Consider the following 18042-nt stretch of genomic DNA (forward strand, 5'->3'; position numbering starts at 1 on the left):
CAAACTTGGTCGCGAGTCTATATGTTTTTTAATCGAGCAAATCCATCAAACATTGGAAAACAGAATGTTGGGGCAGATAGAAGCACGCATTAAAACCATCACAAATGATTTAATGCGCGGGTAATTAACAACCCTGCGGCCGCAAAGCCAAAGGGGGCTGTTACACAAACACTGGAGCCATAGCCAGCGCAATTCAAGCCTGTAATCGCGTTATCACCTACTCCGCAGATGCGGTCTGGCTTAATGATTTCTTCATCAGAATAAATACACTCGATGCCAAATTTAGCTGACTTACCCTTGGCGCTATGTCCGTTAGAGAAGCCAAAGTCGCGACGCAACAAATTACGTACTTTGGCTAATAATTTATCATGACTCACTTCACTTAAATCGGCTTGTTTGATAAGCGTTGCATCGAGGCGCCCACCTGCGGCTCCTGTCATCACTAATGGAATGCCTTTTTGCTGACAAAATGAGGCGATAGCAGCCTTGGCTTTGGCGTCATCTATGCAATCGATAATACCACTATATGGCTGATTCAGCATGACATTGACATTTTCAGGCGTCACAAAATCCTCAATAACAATTACTTCAGCACTAGGATTGATCAACTTAATACGCTCCGCCATTGCCGTAACTTTGGCCTTGCCAAAGGCGCCCTCAACGGCGTGTAACTGCCTATTTACGTTGGATTCTGCGATATTATCTAAATCAATTAATGTGATGGTGCCAACCGCATTGCGCGCTAGGGCTTCTGCTGCCCATGAGCCTACGCCACCAATGCCAATTACGCAGATATGCGCGGCCTGTAATTTTGTCAGGCCTTGTGCGCCATACAAACGTGAGACACCACCAAAGCGACGCGCTATATCGACACCAGCGTTCATGATTCAAGCACCACGAATGCCGTAGCTAGATTCTTTTCATCGCTGATGCTGATATGAGTTTGCGTGATATTTTTGTCTAACAAATAGACCAGCAGTTCTGGCGCTAACACCAGCACAGGCTTACCCAGTGCATCATGTGAAACTGCAATGTTCTGAAAAGTTGCTGGCGTACGTAAACCAGTACCCAAAGCTTTGGAAAAAGCTTCTTTTGCGGCAAAACGTTTGGCTAAAAAGCGCGCTTTAATTTGAGATTGCAAATAACTTTCAAATTCACTTTCCGCTAAAATACGCCTAGCAAAGCCATCACCAAATTGATTGATGGATTCTTCAATGCGTGACACTTCAACAATGTCTGTACCAATGCCGAAAATCATATTATTTAGCTGAAAATTCTTTCACTAAAGCTTTCATCTCCCGCACTGCGTTGTCCCAGCCTACAAACAGCGCATGCGCTACGATAGCATGGCCAATATTAAGCTCATCCACACCTTCGATTGAGGCAATTTCATGCACATTATGATAATGCAAACCATGACCTGCATTCACGACTAAGCCCAGTTTCACTCCGTGGCTGACTGCGTCTTTTATACGTTGCAATTCACGTGCTTTATCTAATGAATTTTCTGCATCGGCAAACGTGCCTGTATGCAATTCAATCACCGGCGCACCGGTTTTTTTTGCGGCATTAATTTGGGCCGCATCAGGGCCAATAAATAATGAAACGCGAATACCTGCATCACTTAATTTTTTAACTGCTTTTTGCACATTCTCAAAATTTCCAATCACATCCAACCCACCTTCGGTGGTGCGTTCTTCGCGACGTTCTGGCACCAAGCAAACATCTTGCGGAGCTACTTCTAGTGCGATGTCGATCATTTCATCGGTTACTGCACATTCGAGGTTCATACGGGTTTGTAGCAAGTTACGTAATGCAAACACATCGGCATCTTGCATGTGGCGCCGGTCTTCACGCAGGTGCAGTGTAATGCTATCAGCGCCTGACTGCTCGGCACGCAAAGCGGCTTGTACTACGCTTGGATATTTGGTGCCACGCGCTTGGCGAATTGTAGCCACGTGGTCGATATTGACACCTAATTTAATCATGATTAATTTCTATCTTTTTAATATTAAAATTACAAACCTTGCAAATCAATCAGTAATTGCCGTGTATGGAGCGGTTTATCACCGAGATAGTGCGCCAGCAAATAACGCATCAACAACTTGCTTTGCTGCTGCGTTTGTGAATGACTGTAATCGTCATTCGCCATGTCAATTAGGGTTTTACCAAGTAATTGTACGCCATTATTGTGGTGGGCAGATAAGCGGCCTACTTTGGCCGCACCATGCTCGGCTACATAATTGTAATCAGCGGTTTCCTGTACGGGGGCACTACCCGTATCCTGCTGCAATGGTATGGCATAACCGAGTTCTTGTAAGAGCTTGAGCTCAAAACGACGCAGAGTGGTGGCTAAATCATGTCCGCTTGCTAATGTTTTTAATGTTTCACTGTAATAGTAGAACAAGGTTTCATGTGGATCTTCACGCGGCAACAAACGTAACAGCAATTCGTTAAGATAAAAGCCACACATTAGCGCTTCGCCTTTGAGCAACAACAAGCCCCCACCCCACTCTAAGCCATGTAAAGTTTTTAGCTCTAATTTGCCAGACCAAGTGGCTAATAAAGGCTGAAAAGACTGCAACATGCCACGCATGGCCGAGCGTGGTCGTCGCGCACCTTTGGCTGTCGTTGCTACACGGCCAAAACCATGCGCAAACAATTCTACGACCAAGCTGGTTTCCTTGAATGGATAAGTGTGCAACACGTAGACTGGCTGATTATCTTGACGATGTGAATTTGGACTTGCAACTGCCATTACTGATCAGGCTCGGCTAAACTTTGTAAACTACTATTCTCAATTTTTAAAATCAAAAGCGGTATCAACATTTCTGCGCCAGAAAAAAGAATCATAGCGTAACGTATAGTGTCTTCTACATGAATTGGCGTAAATTTACCAAAGCCATATCTCGAATTACGCATGAGTTGCCAAGCACCTTTAGGCTCTGCATACTCGGGTTTATCAAAGTGGTATCTAACCTCTTCGCTAGACAAACTTTTTAACGGATAATCGCCATTATCGGCCAATATTACCCAACCCATTTCGCCATTTTTACCTGTATTTTTTAGCTGATACAAATACCAATCATCTTCTTCATACACAAGCTGAAATACATTATTAATATCACCCGTTTTACGATTGATGGCGTAATAAACACCTTGATCATCTAGCTCAATCGGCTTGCCATAAACAGGAATGTTATAGACATTATTTGGCATTCTTAATATCCAAATTTATATAACTTTTAATCAATATTACTTTTAATCAATACCCTAGGCTTTTTAACGCCCTTTCATCGTCGGCCCAACCACCTTTGACTTTCACCCAAGTCTCTAAATAAACTTTTCCACCAAACAATTTTTCCATGTCTTGACGCGCTTCAGTAGAAATCTGTTTCATTTTCTCGCCATTTTTACCAATCAGCATCGGCTTTTGACTGTCTTTATCGACAATAATGGCGCAAAAAATACGGCGAAGATTACCAACAACTTCGAATTTTTCAATTTCAACCGCTACGGAATAGGGAATTTCATCGCCCAATAAACGAAAAATCTTTTCGCGTACTAACTCAGCTGCAAGAAAACGTTCATTCTTATCAGTTAATTCATCTTCAGAATAAATCGCGGCCTGCTCTGGCAGGTATTTACGAATCGTATCTAAAAGCTCATCTAAATTCAGGCTCTTTTTTGCACTCACAGGCACAATGTCTGTAAATGGAAATTCCAAATCAAAATCTTGAATCAAAGGCAATAAATTGCCTTTATCACCCATCAGGTCTGATTTATTCACCACCAAAATGGTTGGTGTTTTTTCAGACAACAATGCCAACACTTTACGGTCGGCCTCGCCCAGTTTCATTGGTTCGATGACAAACAGCACCACATCGACTTCTGTCAGTACTTGTGTAACGGTTTTATTTAAACCTTTATTTAAAGCATTGAGGTGTTTTTGTTGAAAACCAGGGGTATCTACAAATAAAAACTGCGTATCCTCAGTCGTATGAATGCCAAGCAATCGATGTCGCGTGGTTTGTGCTTTACGCGAAGTAATGGCTAACTTCATACCGAGAATGTGGTTAAGTAGCGTGGATTTACCAACATTAGGCCGGCCAACAATGGCAATTGTGCCACATCTAAATGCAGAAAGAGCACCTAAATCTGAGTCTGAATCTGTCATTTTTTTAATTTATCCAATTTACTATTGACCAATACGAGTTTTTCTAATGCGGCTAAAGCCAATTGTGCTGCCTGCTGCTCTGCTATTCGACGACTAGAGCCTTCGCCCACTGTGCGTATATCTAATTTCTGTATAAAACATTCCACAACAAATACTTGCGCATGTGCTTCGCCGCTGGTCTGCACAACAGCGTATTCTGGCACTGCTATTTTTTTTCCTTGCAGCAATTCCTGCAGCAAAGATTTGGGGTCTTTATCGATGATTTTTGGATCGATTGTATTGAGTTTTTCGGAATAAAACTCCAGCACCAACGCCTCTGCCGCTACAAAACCACCATCCAGATACACCGCACCAATAATGGCTTCCAAGGCATCGGCTAAGATAGAAGGTCTACGCCAGCCAGCGCTTTTCAACTCCCCTTCTCCCAATTTCAAAGCATCCCCAATGTTGAGTGAGAATGCAATTTCACTGATTGTAGCTTCTTTCACCATTTGCGCACGCAGGCGACTTAAGTCACCTTCGGCTAAAGTTGGAAAGCGCTGATAAAGTTGATTAGCGATAATAAAATTGAGAGCGCCATCGCCTAAATATTCCAAACGTTCATTATTTTGAGCCGCGTAGCTACGATGGGTTAAAGCCTGCGTCAGCAGATTTTTATCTACAAACTTGTAAGTAAGGCGTTTTGATAAATCCTGCTGGGTCATTGAGTTAAGAATTGTGAGCGTTCTATTTACTACTAGCTGTATCAAAGTCCATTAAGACGCTGATATTGCCAAACAAAGGCGTAGTGACCTGATACTGTGCTGAAACAACAGTTTCACCAGCGCTATTTTTATCGATGGTCAAATCTGAACCTTTAATTACCGTGATATAGCCTGTGTCCGCTCTTTTATTAAACGAGTCTTGAATCTCTTTTTTGGTCAGCGCACTCAAAGATTCTTTGTTCATGGTGCGTATGACAGTTTTAACCGAAAAGAACTCTTGATACGCGGGGAATAATTTCATTGCAATCAATGCCACAAACACAATCGCCCCACCAACAAACAGCATACCAAGCAAGGTTGCACCCGCTTGTTTTTTGAAATGGCTTAATTGATTCACTTGATATTGACGCATAATTTTCTCCATTTTTTAGTTACTCCACTTTAATCTATTGAAGATATATTGAAGCGATTATGTTGCTTCAATAGCATTTCGGTTAATGAATTGAGTCACCTATTCTAGAAGTTTGATCAAAGTTCATCCAGATAAAAAAGGCTTTACCCACTAAATTTTTTTCTGGTACAAAGCCCCACACACGGCTGTCTGAGCTATCATCCCGATTATCCCCCATCGCCAAATAATGTCCAGCAGGCACTTCAATTTCTTCATTGTCAGCCAACTTTGATCCGAGCGCATCTACATCATAGTTGCCCGTCCATTCATTGATTAAAATATCATGTGCCACATCACCAAGTTGCTCACGATACTGCTTGGCAGTCACCATGTTGAGCCCAGGTTTGACATAGGCGTAGTCACTCACTTCTTGTACATCGAGCAATTTACCATTTATGGTCAAACGCTTATCTTGGTAACGAATTTTATCGCCAGGCAAACCAACGACACGTTTAATGTAATCAACTGAGGGCTCTGGTGGAAAATGAAACACGAATACATCACCACGCTTTGGTTGATTAATTTCAAAAAAAGTATTATTCAAAATTGGCACACGCAAACCATAAGTAAATTTATTGACTAAAATATAGTCCCCTGCCAGCAAAGTTGGCATCATCGAGCCTGATGGGATTTTGAACGGCTCGACAATAAACGATCGCACGAAAAAAACCACCAAAATAACGGGGAAAAAGCTTTTGGCATATTCGACTACTACCGGCTCAGCCGCATCAGCCGTGCGGTTTTTGCGCAATACCAAACTATCCAGCAACCAGATAAATCCAGTCACCACCAGTATTGCCACCATAAACAAAGCAAAATACATTTTTATCCTCTAAACTGATTAATTGATAAAGCCATGCCCTTCGACGGGCTCAGTGAACATCCTTAAAAAAACCTGGGCTGGAAAGCCAGTCGAACCACTACTTATCTTCAACACGTAAAATCGCTAGAAACGCTTCTTGCGGAATCTCAACATTACCCACTTGTTTCATACGTTTTTTACCTTCTTTTTGCTTATCGAGCAATTTGCGTTTACGTGAAACGTCACCGCCATAACATTTGGCAATCACGTTCTTACGCATAGCTTTTACAGTCTCACGGGCAATAATATTGGCGCCAATGGAAGCCTGAATCGCCACATCAAACATCTGACGCGGAATTAATTCTCGCATTTTAGCCGCTACTTCGCGACCTCGATGCACACTGTTTGCGCGGTGCACAATCATACTTAACGCATCCACACGCTCACCATTGACCATAATATCAAGTTTCACTAAATCAGCGGCTCTAAACTCTAAAAATTCATAATCCATCGAGGCGTAGCCGCGGGACACCGATTTTAATTTATCAAAAAAATCCAGCACCACTTCATTGAGCGGCATTTCATAACTCAACATGACTTGTCGACCCATGTATTGCATATTTCTTTGAATACCACGCTTGTTATTACACAAAGTCATGACTGGACCTACGTAATCTTGCGGCATTAGCAAATTGACGATAATGACTGGTTCACGCGTTTCTTCTACGCGCGAAGGTTCTGGCAAACGCGACGGATTTTCAATTTGCACAACTGAACCATCTTTTAGCAGCAACTCATACACAACCGTTGGCGCGGTTGTTATTAAATCCATGTCGTACTCGCGCTCCAAACGCTCTTGTACGATTTCCATGTGCAACAAACCTAAAAAGCCACATCGAAAGCCAAAGCCTAAGGCCGTAGAATTTTCTGGTTCAAATAACAAAGACGCATCGTTTAAGCTGAGTTTTTCTAGCGCAGTGCGCAAGGCCTCAAACTGGTTTGATTCAACAGGGTACAACCCTGCAAAAACTTGTGGTTTCACTTCTTTAAAACCTGCCAGCGCTTCTTTAGCGGGCTTGTCTGTGTGGGTAACGGTGTCACCTACTTTGGCATCTGCCAGCTCTTTAATCCCAGCAATGACAAAACCCACTTCGCCTGCTGAGAGCGAAGTCTTTTGTAAGGATTTTGGCGTAAATACGCCTACTTGCTCGCACAAATGTTGTGCGCCTGTCGCCATTAAACGAATTTTTTCTTTTGGTTTCAATACACCATCAATGACACGGACTAACATCACTACGCCGACATAATTATCAAACCAGGCATCGATTACCAAGGCTTTTAGTGGCTTGGTAACATCACCCTTTGGTGGCGGCACCTTTTTAATTACGGCTTCTAATACATCTCGCACGCCCAAACCAGTTTTAGCAGAACATAACACGGCGTCACTTGCATCGACTCCAATCACATCTTCAATCTCTTGCTTCACACGTTCTGGGTCGGCCGAAGGTAAATCAATTTTATTCAGCACGGCGGTAACTTCCACACCTAAATCCAAAGCGGTATAACAGTTAGCTACGCTTTGCGCTTCTACACCTTGGCTGGCATCTACCACCAACAATGCTCCTTCACAGGCAGAAAGTGAGCGCGACACTTCATAGCTAAAGTCCACATGGCCAGGCGTATCAATGAGGTTTAAATTGTATACTTGTCCATCGTCTGCTTTATATTGCAGTGCAGCGGTTTGCGCTTTAATGGTAATGCCGCGCTCACGCTCGATATCCATTGAATCTAATACTTGCGCTTCCATTTCGCGATCAGCCAAACCACCGCACAAATGAATGATGCGGTCAGCTAAGGTGGATTTACCATGGTCAATATGGGCAATAATGGAGAAGTTACGAATATTTTTCATTTAGTTTTTTTAAACTTTTACGACGTTTCTTTTTTCTATGTTTATGGCTACTTTAAAATAAAGAGAAGGCGCCAAAAGCGCCTTTTCTCAATAGGCGTGATTTTACAACAAATGCTTGATTAGTTTGTAATTAATTGTGAGTCTGACTTTTAAACGACAGATACTCTTGTGTAGGTTATTAATTTTCATCGCAACAAATACCTTGCACCACCCACTTCCACTGCAGAAGTAAGATGTTACTCACCATGCCTAGGCTTTTGTTGTATGATTAATGCATCAACAAGCATGATCAATCGAGTTAAATTTGCCCAACACGCTACGCATCGCTACATTTAACATCCACAAGGGTTTTACCCACTTTAATGCACGTTTTTCGCTGCACTTGCAACGTGACATGTTGCGTAAATTGCATGCGGATATCATCTTTTTGCAAGAAGTTCAGGATATGCATACCAAACATGCCGAGCGCTTTGCAACACTGCCAATGAATGGCCAAATGGAATTTTTAGCCGACGCGATTTGGCAGGATTATGCCTATGGTAAAAATTCAGTGTACCCTGCGGGCCATCATGGCAATGCTTTACTCTCAAAATTCCCGATTATCAACACACATAACAAAGACATTTCAGCGCACACCTCTGAACAACGCGGCATGCTACATTGTGAAATTAAAATACCCCATTGGAATGAGCCTTTACACGCTGTTTGTGTACATCTTGGCCTATTTGCACATTGGCGACGTCAGCAATTAGTTTCTGTAGCAGAATACATTGAGCAACTCGTACCACCCAATGCACCTTTAATTATTGCAGGCGACTTTAATGATTGGGGCATGCGCACTGGTCGAATCTTTGCCAAGCGATTAAAAATGCATGAAGTCTTTGAACACCACGCTGGCAGGCCCGCACGAAGCTTTCCATCTTGGTTACCTGTATTGCGATTAGATCGTATATATGTACGTGGATTTCAAGTGAAACATGTAGAGGTGCACTCTGGTGCACACTTTCTAAAACTATCGGATCACGCCATACTCACCAGCACACTTACTAGAATATCAACTTGATGATATGACACACTTTGTGAATGGAAATCACATTCAGTTACTACGCAATGGTGCGGAATATTTTCCGGCGCTTGAATACGCCATCGACAATGCTAAGCGCGAAATTTATCTACAATCTTATATTTACCAAGCAGATACCGCCGGAATCCGCATTGGCGAAGCACTAAAACGGGCCGCCACCCAAGGTGTTGCAGTTAAAGTTTTGCTGGATGGCTTTGGAAGTAAAGATTTACCCAAGACTTTTGTACAAAACTTAGAAAAATCAGGCGTTCAGGTCATGTTTTATCGCCCTAAAATCTCGCCTTGGACGCTTAAAAGGAGGCGTTTACGCCGTTTACATCATAAAATCGCCATTATCGATAGTGAAGTTGCATTTGTGGGCGGCATCAATATCATTGATGATTTCGACGTGCCAAATCATGCGCCCAATAACGTTCCGCCACGTATTGATTATGCCATTCGTATCGAAGGAAAACTATTGCCTAATATAGTCAATAGCGTAAAAAAACTTTGGCGGCGCATTGCCTGGATACATTTTCGGCAGATTGATATCGCTTATGTGCATCCAAAAAAGAACGCGGTTGAAAGCGCCGAACTCAATAATGAAGTAAATAATGGCGTAAAAGCCGCACTGGTTTTACGTGACAATGTATTGCACAGACGCGATATTGAGGACGCTTATCTTACTGCAATTACACAAGCCAAGTCTGAAATCATCATTGCGAACGCCTATTTTGTGCCAGGCAGGCGGTTTCGTTTGGCGTTAATATCAGCGGCAAAACGCGGCGTAACGGTAAAACTACTGCTACAAGGACGTATGGAATATTTTGTGATGTTTGCTACACATGCGTTTTATAACGATTTTCTAAAAAATAATATTGAAATCTACGAATATCGCAAAAGTTTTATGCACAGCAAAGTGGCTGTTATCGACAACTACTGGGCAACGGTAGGTTCATCTAACATTGACCCATTCAGTTTATTACTGGCGAGAGAAGCAAATGTAATTGTGCTAGACCAAGCATTTGCTACTGAATTAAAGCAAAGCATCGAATCTTCCATTCAAGAGGGTGCACAACGCGTTGAAGCGCTTAACTGGGGACAAGCAAACATTATTAAACGCATTTCTTCATGGATTGCTTACGGGTTTGTAAGATTGCTTTTAGGAGTTATTGGCCATTCAACTGAAAAGTAATCCTAGCAGGAGAATTGGCTCAAAGTAATTTTATGAGGCTAAAAAGTAACTGCCACTTCGTATAGAATTCAAATTAACATTACTCTTGTAAGATTTATTGTTACCTTTTTCACCCTTTACTCTAGCTTGGAGGTTGTATGTCACAAACAGAAAGAAATGCATGCAGGGAGGCTTTTGAAGCCCTGTGCAACGAAGTGCGTAGCGACGGCAGCGCTGATGTTGCAGAACTTAACTATTGGTTGTTTGAACGCGGCTATCGAGCTGCCGTGCAAGAACTAATGACCATCGCTGAAACTGGTGTTCAAACAGAAAAATTCGTTTCTCCTAAACTGCAAAACCTTGCTGATAGGCTTGTTGGTGCAACTGATTGCGTGTAAGTTGCTAACCCCACCACTCACCAGGTGTTTAACATCAAGATGGAAGTTCAAGATAACAACCATAAAAACCGCGGCTAGGTGCTTTTTAGCTTAAATTCAAACCTAAAACAAAAAGCCCCAAACTGAGGCTTTTGATGGTTTTATTAATTCAATTTTAAGATTACTTCATCACTTTAATTTAGTAACCTTTTATTTAGCTACTTTTATTGGTACATACAAGGTATTCTCTCCACGCAACACTAATACCGCCACTGTTTTTCCACTAGGCACTGCATTGATTTGTTTGTTAAATTGCTCAACACTTTGCGTTTCAGAGTTATTTAAACCTAACACTACATCACCGCGACGAATGCCCGCTTGTGCAGCTGCACCAACACTATCAGTGACCAATAAGCCATTCTTGCCATTTAGTTTTTTCTTTTGCTGAGGGGTTAATTCTTTTAATGTCAGGCCAATTTTGTTCGCCTCCGCTTTTGCGGACGGCTTATTCGGTTGCGCCACCTCATTGGGGTCACTTGGCATTTCACCTACGCCGATATTTAATGTTTTAACACTACCCTTGCGTAAGATTTCCACTGCCGCAATTTTACCTGGTCTAGTAGCCCCTACCGCGCGGGGCAAGTCTGCCGAAACAGCAATTAGTTTACCATCGAACTTGGTAATCACATCTCCAGCCTCTAAACCGCCTTTGTCCGCTGGGCCATTTTTCTCTACACCAGCAACTAAAGCACCGTTAGTATTTTTCATGCCGAATGATTCAGCCAGTTCTTTGGTAATTTCTTGAATCGCTATGCCCAGCCAACCACGTGTGATTTTGCCAGAAGACTTTAATTGATTTGAAATATCAATGGCAACATCAATCGGTATTGCGAATGACAAGCCCATCGAACCGCCACTACGGCTATAAATCTGTGAGTTGATGCCGACAACTTCGCCTGCCAAGTTAAACAATGGGCCGCCAGAGTTACCTGGATTAATCGCCACGTCTGTTTGAATAAACGGCACGAAATTTTCTTGTGGCAGCGCGCGACCTTTAGCGCTAACAATGCCTGCCGTCATGGTATTTTCCAAACCGAAAGGTGAGCCAATCGCGGCTACCCACTCTCCCACTTTTAATTTTGTAGAATCACCAATGGTGACTTTTGGTAAACCTGTAGCTTCAATTTTCACCAACGCCACATCGGTACGTTTGTCTGCACCAATAATTTTAGCTTTAAACTCGCGTTTATCAGCGAGTTTAACAATCACTTCGTCCGCCTCATTCACTACATGCGCGTTTGTCAAAATATAGCCATCGCTACTGATGATAAAACCCGAGCCTAAGGATTGCGATTTGTAATCGGGTTGAGGAGCACCTTGTCCAGGAATTCCTGGGATACCAAAGCGCTTAAAGAATTCCTGCATTTGTTCATCGCCTTCCATTCCAGGGAAAGGCATGGCGTTAACGCCATTACTCACGTTTTGCGTAACACTAATATTCACCACTTCTGCGCCATGCTTTTCAGCGAGTTCGGTAAAGTCAGGCAAATCTTTTGCATAACCATTAGTGTTAATGGCAGCCAATAAAGTAAAACCAATCAAGGAAATCCAATTTCTAAACATCTATTCACCTCATTAAACTTTAAAAAATCTAAAACGAAACTTTATTTTTTACATTTGGGTCGATAATATAAATTTCAAGGGGCTAATTTTGCGGCTTAGTTACATCATTCGCCAATCGCAATATTACCGCTTGATATTTTTTGTTGTAAGCAGCACCTGATTTATTTTTTCCAATCAAATGACCCTTCACCCACACGAAACCAGCTGCTAGGCCAACGGCCGCAGCAAGTATCACGTAAAGCTGATTATCAAAAAAATAATCTGCTAGAACCGTACCAATCAACAAACCCATCAAGGGTACGATGTATAAATAAAACGCTGAATTTAATACCGCCTGCTCATTGATACCAACCACCACGCTATCGCCAACTTTAGCATCTACTGGGTTTTCTGCAGTAAAGCCATGGCTGTTATGGCCGAGCAGTTTACCCCAAGCTGCATTTCCACACCCCCGCGTTTGCCCGCATAAACCACAGGCTGTACGTCTTTCAATTTCCAAAGTGGCTTGCTTGTCAGTGCAACTGGTAACGATGGCATATTCTTCTATCATGGCAATACTTTAAAAAATGAATCTAGAATCAAAAAAATATTAAATTATTTAACAAACACAACGGCATTCGCTATTTTTGCCACCGTGACTTCTGGCACTTCACCCAGCACGGTAATTTGCAAGTAGCCCGCCACATTGGAATAAAAACTCGTATTTCCAACTGTGCTATGCCCTACCCTTGGCTTAATACCGTTTAACAGCGGTTCAACAAACAATGAGACCGAAGCTAAACCGTCCGAAAATATGACATGCGTAACGGGGAATGGTTTGCCGTGTACTTCACGTATCATTTGATCGACTTTTCGATAGCCCGCAGGTAGTTCTTTCAATGTCCAATGCGGGCTGATGTTCGTGTCCGCCTTTGTGGGTACTTCATCTTCCATCACGTAGTTCTTTTTATGATCGATTCTAGGTTTAAACCAGTCTAAATCGACCGTATTAAACAGGTTTAATTGATTGAAAGCGATGCTATCCATCATTTGGTTATTGCCATTAAACATCACTGATTTGAGTATCAGGCCGTATTCTTTATCAATCCAGAATCGGTAACTGTAGCGCAGATTATCTTTCGGCTCTAAAAATAAGATTTGTGCCTCACGCCCGGCAACGCGCTCTGTGTCGCCGGAGCGAACAGAGTAACTGGTTTTAACCAAATCTAAATTTGTGGGTAAAATTGCGGGGAACATGTTTTGTCCGCGCCGTTTCTCAATCACGACTTTTTCGTTTCTTTGGTTGTAAATAACCAAATCACCGCCTTGGCTCAACACTTCTCTTGGAGTTCCATCCAGCACCACGTTATGGCCGAACTCATTTTGCCCGTCAAAGTAATGTTTAATTTGAACCGATTTGGTTTTTTGCCCAGATTGACAGACGAATATTCCCTGATAACTCAAGGCACGCGCCGCGAGCGCTGCTTTTTGCAGAACCTGCCAATCCTCTTCACTATTGGCCGCTTGCGCACACTGCATGGCACCAGCAAGTAAGCAGGCTAAAACAAAATGCTTCATTGATTTCACTCAGAATAACTAGCTGATTGAATATAGTATGAGCTGGCCGTTGGCGCTGAAGCTTGATGCGCAGATAGATATTCAGTAGGGATTGCCTGTTCTGACACCGCTTGCTCAGCGCTCGAAACTGTTATTGCCGCTGGCTGTTGAGTCGTTACGGCTTCGGCCACGACTACTTGAGTCAATGTGTCGCCCACTTGCGTTTGCAACACCATCCAACCAACCACCATAACCGCTGCGAACGAAGCCGCGATTGACCAAGTAACCGGTGTTTTTCGATGCATTTCTTCACTGGGTTTGTCTGCCTTGTTTTGATTGAGCCATCCCGCATTCGGAGATAAAACTGTAGGCTCAAGATCGATTTTTTGCATCAGATTTTGTTTAAAATTAGGGCTTAAAGCGGCTGTTCCACGCATTACATCACCAATTAAATGATACTGGCTCCATAGCTCTGCACTATGGCTATTCGGCTGCATGGCCGCCATCAAATACTCAGCATCTTTTAAAGCAATTTCATCATCAGCTAAGGCGGATAATTGTTCGGTCATCGTTCACTCCAAAATCTTATTACGTTGTTACATTGAATTTACATCGTTACTTTAAATTGATTACTCAGTTTAATCTAACACTAGCTAGAATCTACAACTCAAGCTTTTAATTTAGTTTCTTACCATCTTTTGTTGTCAGGCGTATCTAACAGCGGTTTTAATTTTAATGAAATCGTGTCGCGCGCTCTAAAAATACGCGATCTTACCGTGCCGATTGGACAATTCATGATTGTTGCGATTTCTTCGTAACTCAGGCCTTCGATTTCACGCAGGGTAATCGCAGTGCGCAACTCTTCAGGCAAGCCAGCTACCGTATCATTTACCGTTTGTGCAATTTGCTTGGTCATCATCGAAGATTCTGGCGTTTCCATGGTGCGCAATTCATCACCATCTTCAAAATTCTCCGCATCTTCTATTTCAACACCCGTGCTGACAGTAGGTCTGCGCCCCATCGACACTAAATAGTTTTTAGCGGTATTAATACCAATGCGATACAACCAAGTATAAAACGCGCTATCACCACGGAAGTTTGGTAATGCGCGATACGCTTTAATAAACGTATCTTGCACGATATCTTCAATTTCAGACTGATCGCGCACCATACGCGACAACAACCGCGCCAATTTGCGCTGATACTTATCAACCAGCATGCCAAAAGCTCGCTTGTCGCCACGTTGGGCGCGCAAAACGAGCTCATGATCAATCTCACGATTTCCAGTTGAAGGATTTACGGCCACTACGGTTAAATTCCTAGTTGGATTAATCTGGTTATCTTTAGGCACATTAGCATTTTCACTGATAATTTCTTTTCGGCTATTCTCTATCGCATTTGAAGTATAACCTTGCGTCACAGGTTGTACTAAACTTAGTTGTGTTAATTCTAATATTTTACCAATATGCATGATTATGCTTTCCTCTTAACAATAATACAAAACTTCAATACAAAAAAAATTCAATGCAGTTTTTTTGTTACGTTTGCTCGGTATTGCTATTGCCTTTTATAAAGACAGCGATACACTCTTATTAGTTCCAATGCGACCATTCATCAACGTATAGTTCAAAATAGAAACACACCTCAATATGCAGCAATTTGAAGTTTTAATCATCGGCAGCGGTCTTGCGGGTTTAACCCTTGCATTACGCACAGCGGCACATAAAAAAGTCTGCATAGTGAGTAAACGTAGCATCAATGATGCTGCTAGCGATTGGGCGCAAGGTGGCATTGCCGCAGTATTAAACGATGAAGATAGTATTGAAAATCATATTCAGGATACGCTGGTAGCAGGCGCAGGTTTGTGCGATGAAGCCGTTACCAAGCTAGTCGCCGAACATGCTAAAGAAGCCGTGGAGTGGCTGATTGAACAAGGAGTGGGCTTCACCCGAGAGCATGACAATAGTGGCTACCATCTCACACGTGAAGGCGGCCACAGTCATCGCCGCATCATTCACGCGGCCGATGCTACAGGACATGCGGTACAAATCACGCTCTCTGAAAAAGTAAAACAGCACCCGAATATCACGTTGATGGAAAATCATATTGCAGTTGATTTGATCACCACGCGTAAGGTCGCCAACACCAAATTTCAACCAACCGACTACAACACCGATGACAATGCTTGCCTTGGTGCTTATGTGTTAGATAAAAGCACTGGTAAAGTGATAACCATTGCCGCACAAAACACAATTTTGGCCACTGGCGGTGCAGGTAAGGTATATCTTTACACCACCAATCCAGATGTAAGTACAGGCGATGGCATTGCCATGGCGTGGCGTGCAGGTTGCCGTATCGCCAACATGGAATTCATTCAATTTCACCCAACGTGTTTATATCATCCCCATGCAAAATCATTTTTAATCAGCGAAGCCGTCCGTGGCGAAGGTGGCTTACTCAAACTGCCCGATGGTACAAGATTTATGCCAGAGCACGACCCGCGCGAAGAACTCGCCCCGCGCGACGTCGTCGCACGCGCCATTGACTTTGAAATGAAAAAACGCGGGATTGATTGCGTTTATTTAGACATTAGCGACAAACCCTTGTCGTTCCTGCAGTCGCACTTTCCTAACATCTACCGACGCTGTTTAGAATTAGGCATCGACATCAGCAAAACGCCGATTCCTGTCGTGCCAGCAGCACATTACACTTGCGGTGGCGTAATGACCGATGACAAAGGCCGTACTGACATCAAACACCTATACGCCATCGGCGAAACCGCCTGCACAGGCCTGCATGGTGCTAACCGCTTAGCGAGTAACTCTTTACTGGAATGTTTAATATTTGGCAAAACGGCATCAGAAGATATTCTAAGTCAGCCTACAAAATTATCGCCACAATTACCTTACTGGGATGAAAGCCGCGTCACCGATGCGGATGAAGAAGTGTTAATTACCCACACTTGGGATGAACTACGCCGCTTTATGTGGAACTACGTGGGCATTGTACGTACAGACAAACGCTTAAGCCGCGCCTTGCATCGCATCCACATGCTGCGCGATGAAGTGCATGAGTTTTACAGCAATTTTAAAATCAGCAACGATTTAATCGAACTGCGAAATTTACTGCAAGTGGCTGAATTGATTGTTGAAAGCGCCATTTCCCGCAAAGAAAGCCGCGGCTTGCATTTCAGTAAAGACCACCCGAATACAGAAACTGAGCCAATTCCCACCGTGCTAGAACCGTCCAATTATTACAGCCTGCTAGACCGCGAGCATGGGCATTAGCTACAAGCTAGGAGCGACGCCTCGTTGCGAGGCTATGATGCAATCGCGATGGGGCGTCGCTCCTACAAAGGCATTATCAATTGCGATGTTTAGGTATTTTGTAACAACTTTCTGTTTATTTTTTTCTTTAGCATGTCGTTCCGATGAAAACCGCTACAAAGTCACCTACGTTTACGATGGTGACACCGTCAAACTGCGCCCTATTCACGCAAACAACGCAAAAAATGACGTCAAACTACGCATAAAAGACATCGACGCACCCGAACGCAACCAAGACTTCGGCTTAAAGTCACGCCGCGCTTTGATTGAGCTTTGTGTGGGTAAAAACATAGTTGCAAACGCACAAATCACTGGCTTAGACAAATACCACCGCGCATTAGGCAAACTGCAATGCAACAACACCGATGCCAGCCTTTACCTAGCCGAGCGCGGCCTAGCCTGGCACTACACGCAATATTCGCATGATGTAGTCATTGATAAGGCCGCAAAAAACGCGCGCAAGCAAACACTGGGGCTTTGGGTAAACAACAACCCAACGCCACCTTGGGTCTGGCGTCGACTCCATTCAAATCAACCATGAAATCAGCCACACAAATTGCCTTAATTTTCTGCATTCATGTTGCGTTTATGTATAGCGCTGTTGGTTTACGATTTTTTGGCATTTATTTACCCAGTTACTTAAGTTACTTATTGTTGACAATCTGGCTTGGTTTATCGCCCTTAATCGCTGCATTTGCATATTCGGAAGTTTTTGCTAAATCTGACTTATTTGGCGGAGTATTTATCTCTTCTTTATGTGCAGTCTTAGCAGCTAGTACTTCACTGTACGTTGGCATAGTTTTAATATTCAATACGTATGGTAGTTAAATCTAAACCCCACATACAGGCTACTGACTCAAAACACCTGGCCTGCAAGCCAATATCCATGCGGGTCGC

21 protein-coding genes are annotated in these 18042 nt (G+C 43.0%); 5 read left to right on the forward strand and 16 right to left on the reverse strand.

The annotated features are described in order from the left end of the window. Positions 1 to 98: 98 nt before the first annotated feature. From HOO90_RS10265 to lepA, 10 genes are all read right to left on the reverse strand, one after another. On the reverse strand, positions 99 to 884 hold the full coding sequence (locus HOO90_RS10265) for a tRNA threonylcarbamoyladenosine dehydratase (protein WP_292842701.1): 786 nt from the start codon (positions 882 to 884) through the stop codon (positions 99 to 101). Beyond that, on the reverse strand, positions 881 to 1258 hold the full coding sequence (acpS, locus tag HOO90_RS10270) for a holo-ACP synthase (protein ID WP_292842703.1): 378 nt from the start codon (positions 1256 to 1258) through the stop codon (positions 881 to 883). The genes HOO90_RS10265 and acpS overlap by 4 nt, the downstream gene beginning before the upstream one ends. A gap of 1 nt (position 1259) precedes the next feature. Next, entirely contained in the window at positions 1260 to 1988 is a 729-nt protein-coding gene (pdxJ, locus tag HOO90_RS10275; protein WP_292842705.1) for a pyridoxine 5'-phosphate synthase, read from the reverse strand. A 29-nt stretch (positions 1989 to 2017) separates the two neighbouring features. Next, complete coding sequence (gene recO / locus HOO90_RS10280) at positions 2018 to 2758, reverse strand: DNA repair protein RecO (protein WP_292842707.1); 741 nt, start codon at positions 2756 to 2758, stop codon at positions 2018 to 2020. After that, complete coding sequence (locus HOO90_RS10285; protein ID WP_292842709.1) at positions 2758 to 3219, reverse strand: hypothetical protein; 462 nt, start codon at positions 3217 to 3219, stop codon at positions 2758 to 2760. The genes recO and HOO90_RS10285 overlap by 1 nt, the downstream gene beginning before the upstream one ends. Before the next feature lie 46 nt (positions 3220 to 3265). Next, complete coding sequence (gene era / locus HOO90_RS10290; protein ID WP_292842711.1) at positions 3266 to 4177, reverse strand: GTPase Era; 912 nt, start codon at positions 4175 to 4177, stop codon at positions 3266 to 3268. Then, entirely contained in the window at positions 4174 to 4881 is a 708-nt protein-coding gene (rnc, locus tag HOO90_RS10295) for a ribonuclease III (protein WP_292842713.1), read from the reverse strand. The genes era and rnc overlap by 4 nt, the downstream gene beginning before the upstream one ends. A gap of 22 nt (positions 4882 to 4903) precedes the next feature. After that, a complete protein-coding gene (locus tag HOO90_RS10300) occupies positions 4904 to 5293 on the reverse strand; it encodes a DUF4845 domain-containing protein (protein WP_292842715.1) in 390 nt (129 codons plus the stop codon). Positions 5294 to 5375: 82 nt separating this feature from the next. Continuing rightward, positions 5376 to 6155, reverse strand: a complete 780-nt coding sequence (gene lepB / locus HOO90_RS10305; protein ID WP_292842717.1) for a signal peptidase I — start codon at positions 6153 to 6155, stop codon at positions 5376 to 5378. Positions 6156 to 6252: 97 nt separating this feature from the next. Further along, a complete protein-coding gene (lepA, locus tag HOO90_RS10310) occupies positions 6253 to 8046 on the reverse strand; it encodes a translation elongation factor 4 (protein ID WP_292842719.1) in 1794 nt (597 codons plus the stop codon). A gap of 304 nt (positions 8047 to 8350) precedes the next feature. On the opposite strand from lepA, the gene HOO90_RS10315 reads away from it, so the two are divergent. From HOO90_RS10315 to HOO90_RS10325, 3 genes are all read left to right on the forward strand, one after another. After that, positions 8351 to 9109 (forward strand): endonuclease/exonuclease/phosphatase family protein, encoded by a 759-nt coding sequence (locus HOO90_RS10315; RefSeq protein WP_292842721.1) that lies wholly within the window; start codon positions 8351 to 8353, stop codon positions 9107 to 9109. Positions 9110 to 9113: 4 nt separating this feature from the next. Continuing rightward, the gene (gene clsB, locus HOO90_RS10320; protein WP_292842722.1) at positions 9114 to 10304 is read left to right on the forward strand and encodes a cardiolipin synthase ClsB; all 1191 of its coding nucleotides are present in this window, start codon (positions 9114 to 9116) and stop codon (positions 10302 to 10304) included. A 137-nt stretch (positions 10305 to 10441) separates the two neighbouring features. Next, the gene (locus HOO90_RS10325; RefSeq protein ID WP_292842724.1) at positions 10442 to 10681 is read left to right on the forward strand and encodes a hypothetical protein; all 240 of its coding nucleotides are present in this window, start codon (positions 10442 to 10444) and stop codon (positions 10679 to 10681) included. Positions 10682 to 10870: 189 nt separating this feature from the next. Here HOO90_RS10325 and HOO90_RS10330 read toward each other — a convergent pair whose 3' ends face one another. The 5 genes from HOO90_RS10330 to rpoE form a co-directional block, all read right to left on the reverse strand. After that, positions 10871 to 12283, reverse strand: coding sequence for a DegQ family serine endoprotease (locus HOO90_RS10330; RefSeq protein ID WP_292842726.1), 1413 nt, complete (start codon positions 12281 to 12283; stop codon positions 10871 to 10873). Positions 12284 to 12365: 82 nt separating this feature from the next. Then, positions 12366 to 12833 carry a SoxR reducing system RseC family protein gene (locus HOO90_RS10335; protein ID WP_292842728.1) on the reverse strand — a complete coding sequence of 156 codons (468 nt, stop codon included), beginning with the start codon at positions 12831 to 12833 and terminating at the stop codon, positions 12366 to 12368. A gap of 44 nt (positions 12834 to 12877) precedes the next feature. Continuing rightward, complete coding sequence (locus tag HOO90_RS10340; protein ID WP_292842730.1) at positions 12878 to 13840, reverse strand: MucB/RseB C-terminal domain-containing protein; 963 nt, start codon at positions 13838 to 13840, stop codon at positions 12878 to 12880. Between the two features lie 5 nt (positions 13841 to 13845). Then, the gene (locus HOO90_RS10345) at positions 13846 to 14388 is read right to left on the reverse strand and encodes a sigma-E factor negative regulatory protein (protein WP_292842731.1); all 543 of its coding nucleotides are present in this window, start codon (positions 14386 to 14388) and stop codon (positions 13846 to 13848) included. A 119-nt stretch (positions 14389 to 14507) separates the two neighbouring features. Further along, entirely contained in the window at positions 14508 to 15293 is a 786-nt protein-coding gene (gene rpoE, locus HOO90_RS10350) for an RNA polymerase sigma factor RpoE (protein WP_292842738.1), read from the reverse strand. A 175-nt stretch (positions 15294 to 15468) separates the two neighbouring features. Between rpoE and nadB the strand changes: the two genes are divergently transcribed. Together nadB and HOO90_RS10360 are read left to right on the forward strand one after the other, a co-directional pair. Then, positions 15469 to 17106: an L-aspartate oxidase gene (nadB, locus tag HOO90_RS10355; RefSeq protein ID WP_292842732.1), complete on the forward strand. Its 1638-nt coding sequence runs from the start codon at positions 15469 to 15471 to the stop codon at positions 17104 to 17106. An 85-nt stretch (positions 17107 to 17191) separates the two neighbouring features. Continuing rightward, positions 17192 to 17686, forward strand: a complete 495-nt coding sequence (locus HOO90_RS10360; RefSeq protein ID WP_292842734.1) for a thermonuclease family protein — start codon at positions 17192 to 17194, stop codon at positions 17684 to 17686. 103 nt (positions 17687 to 17789) lie between these two features. Here the strand turns inward: HOO90_RS10360 and HOO90_RS10365 are convergent, their stop codons facing one another. Continuing rightward, positions 17790 to 17942, reverse strand: coding sequence for a hypothetical protein (locus HOO90_RS10365; protein ID WP_292842736.1), 153 nt, complete (start codon positions 17940 to 17942; stop codon positions 17790 to 17792). Positions 17943 to 18042 lie beyond the last annotated feature (100 nt).

It is taken from the genome of Methylotenera sp., from assembly GCF_013141425.1.
In the GTDB taxonomy this organism is placed as follows: domain Bacteria; phylum Pseudomonadota; class Gammaproteobacteria; order Burkholderiales; family Methylophilaceae; genus Methylotenera.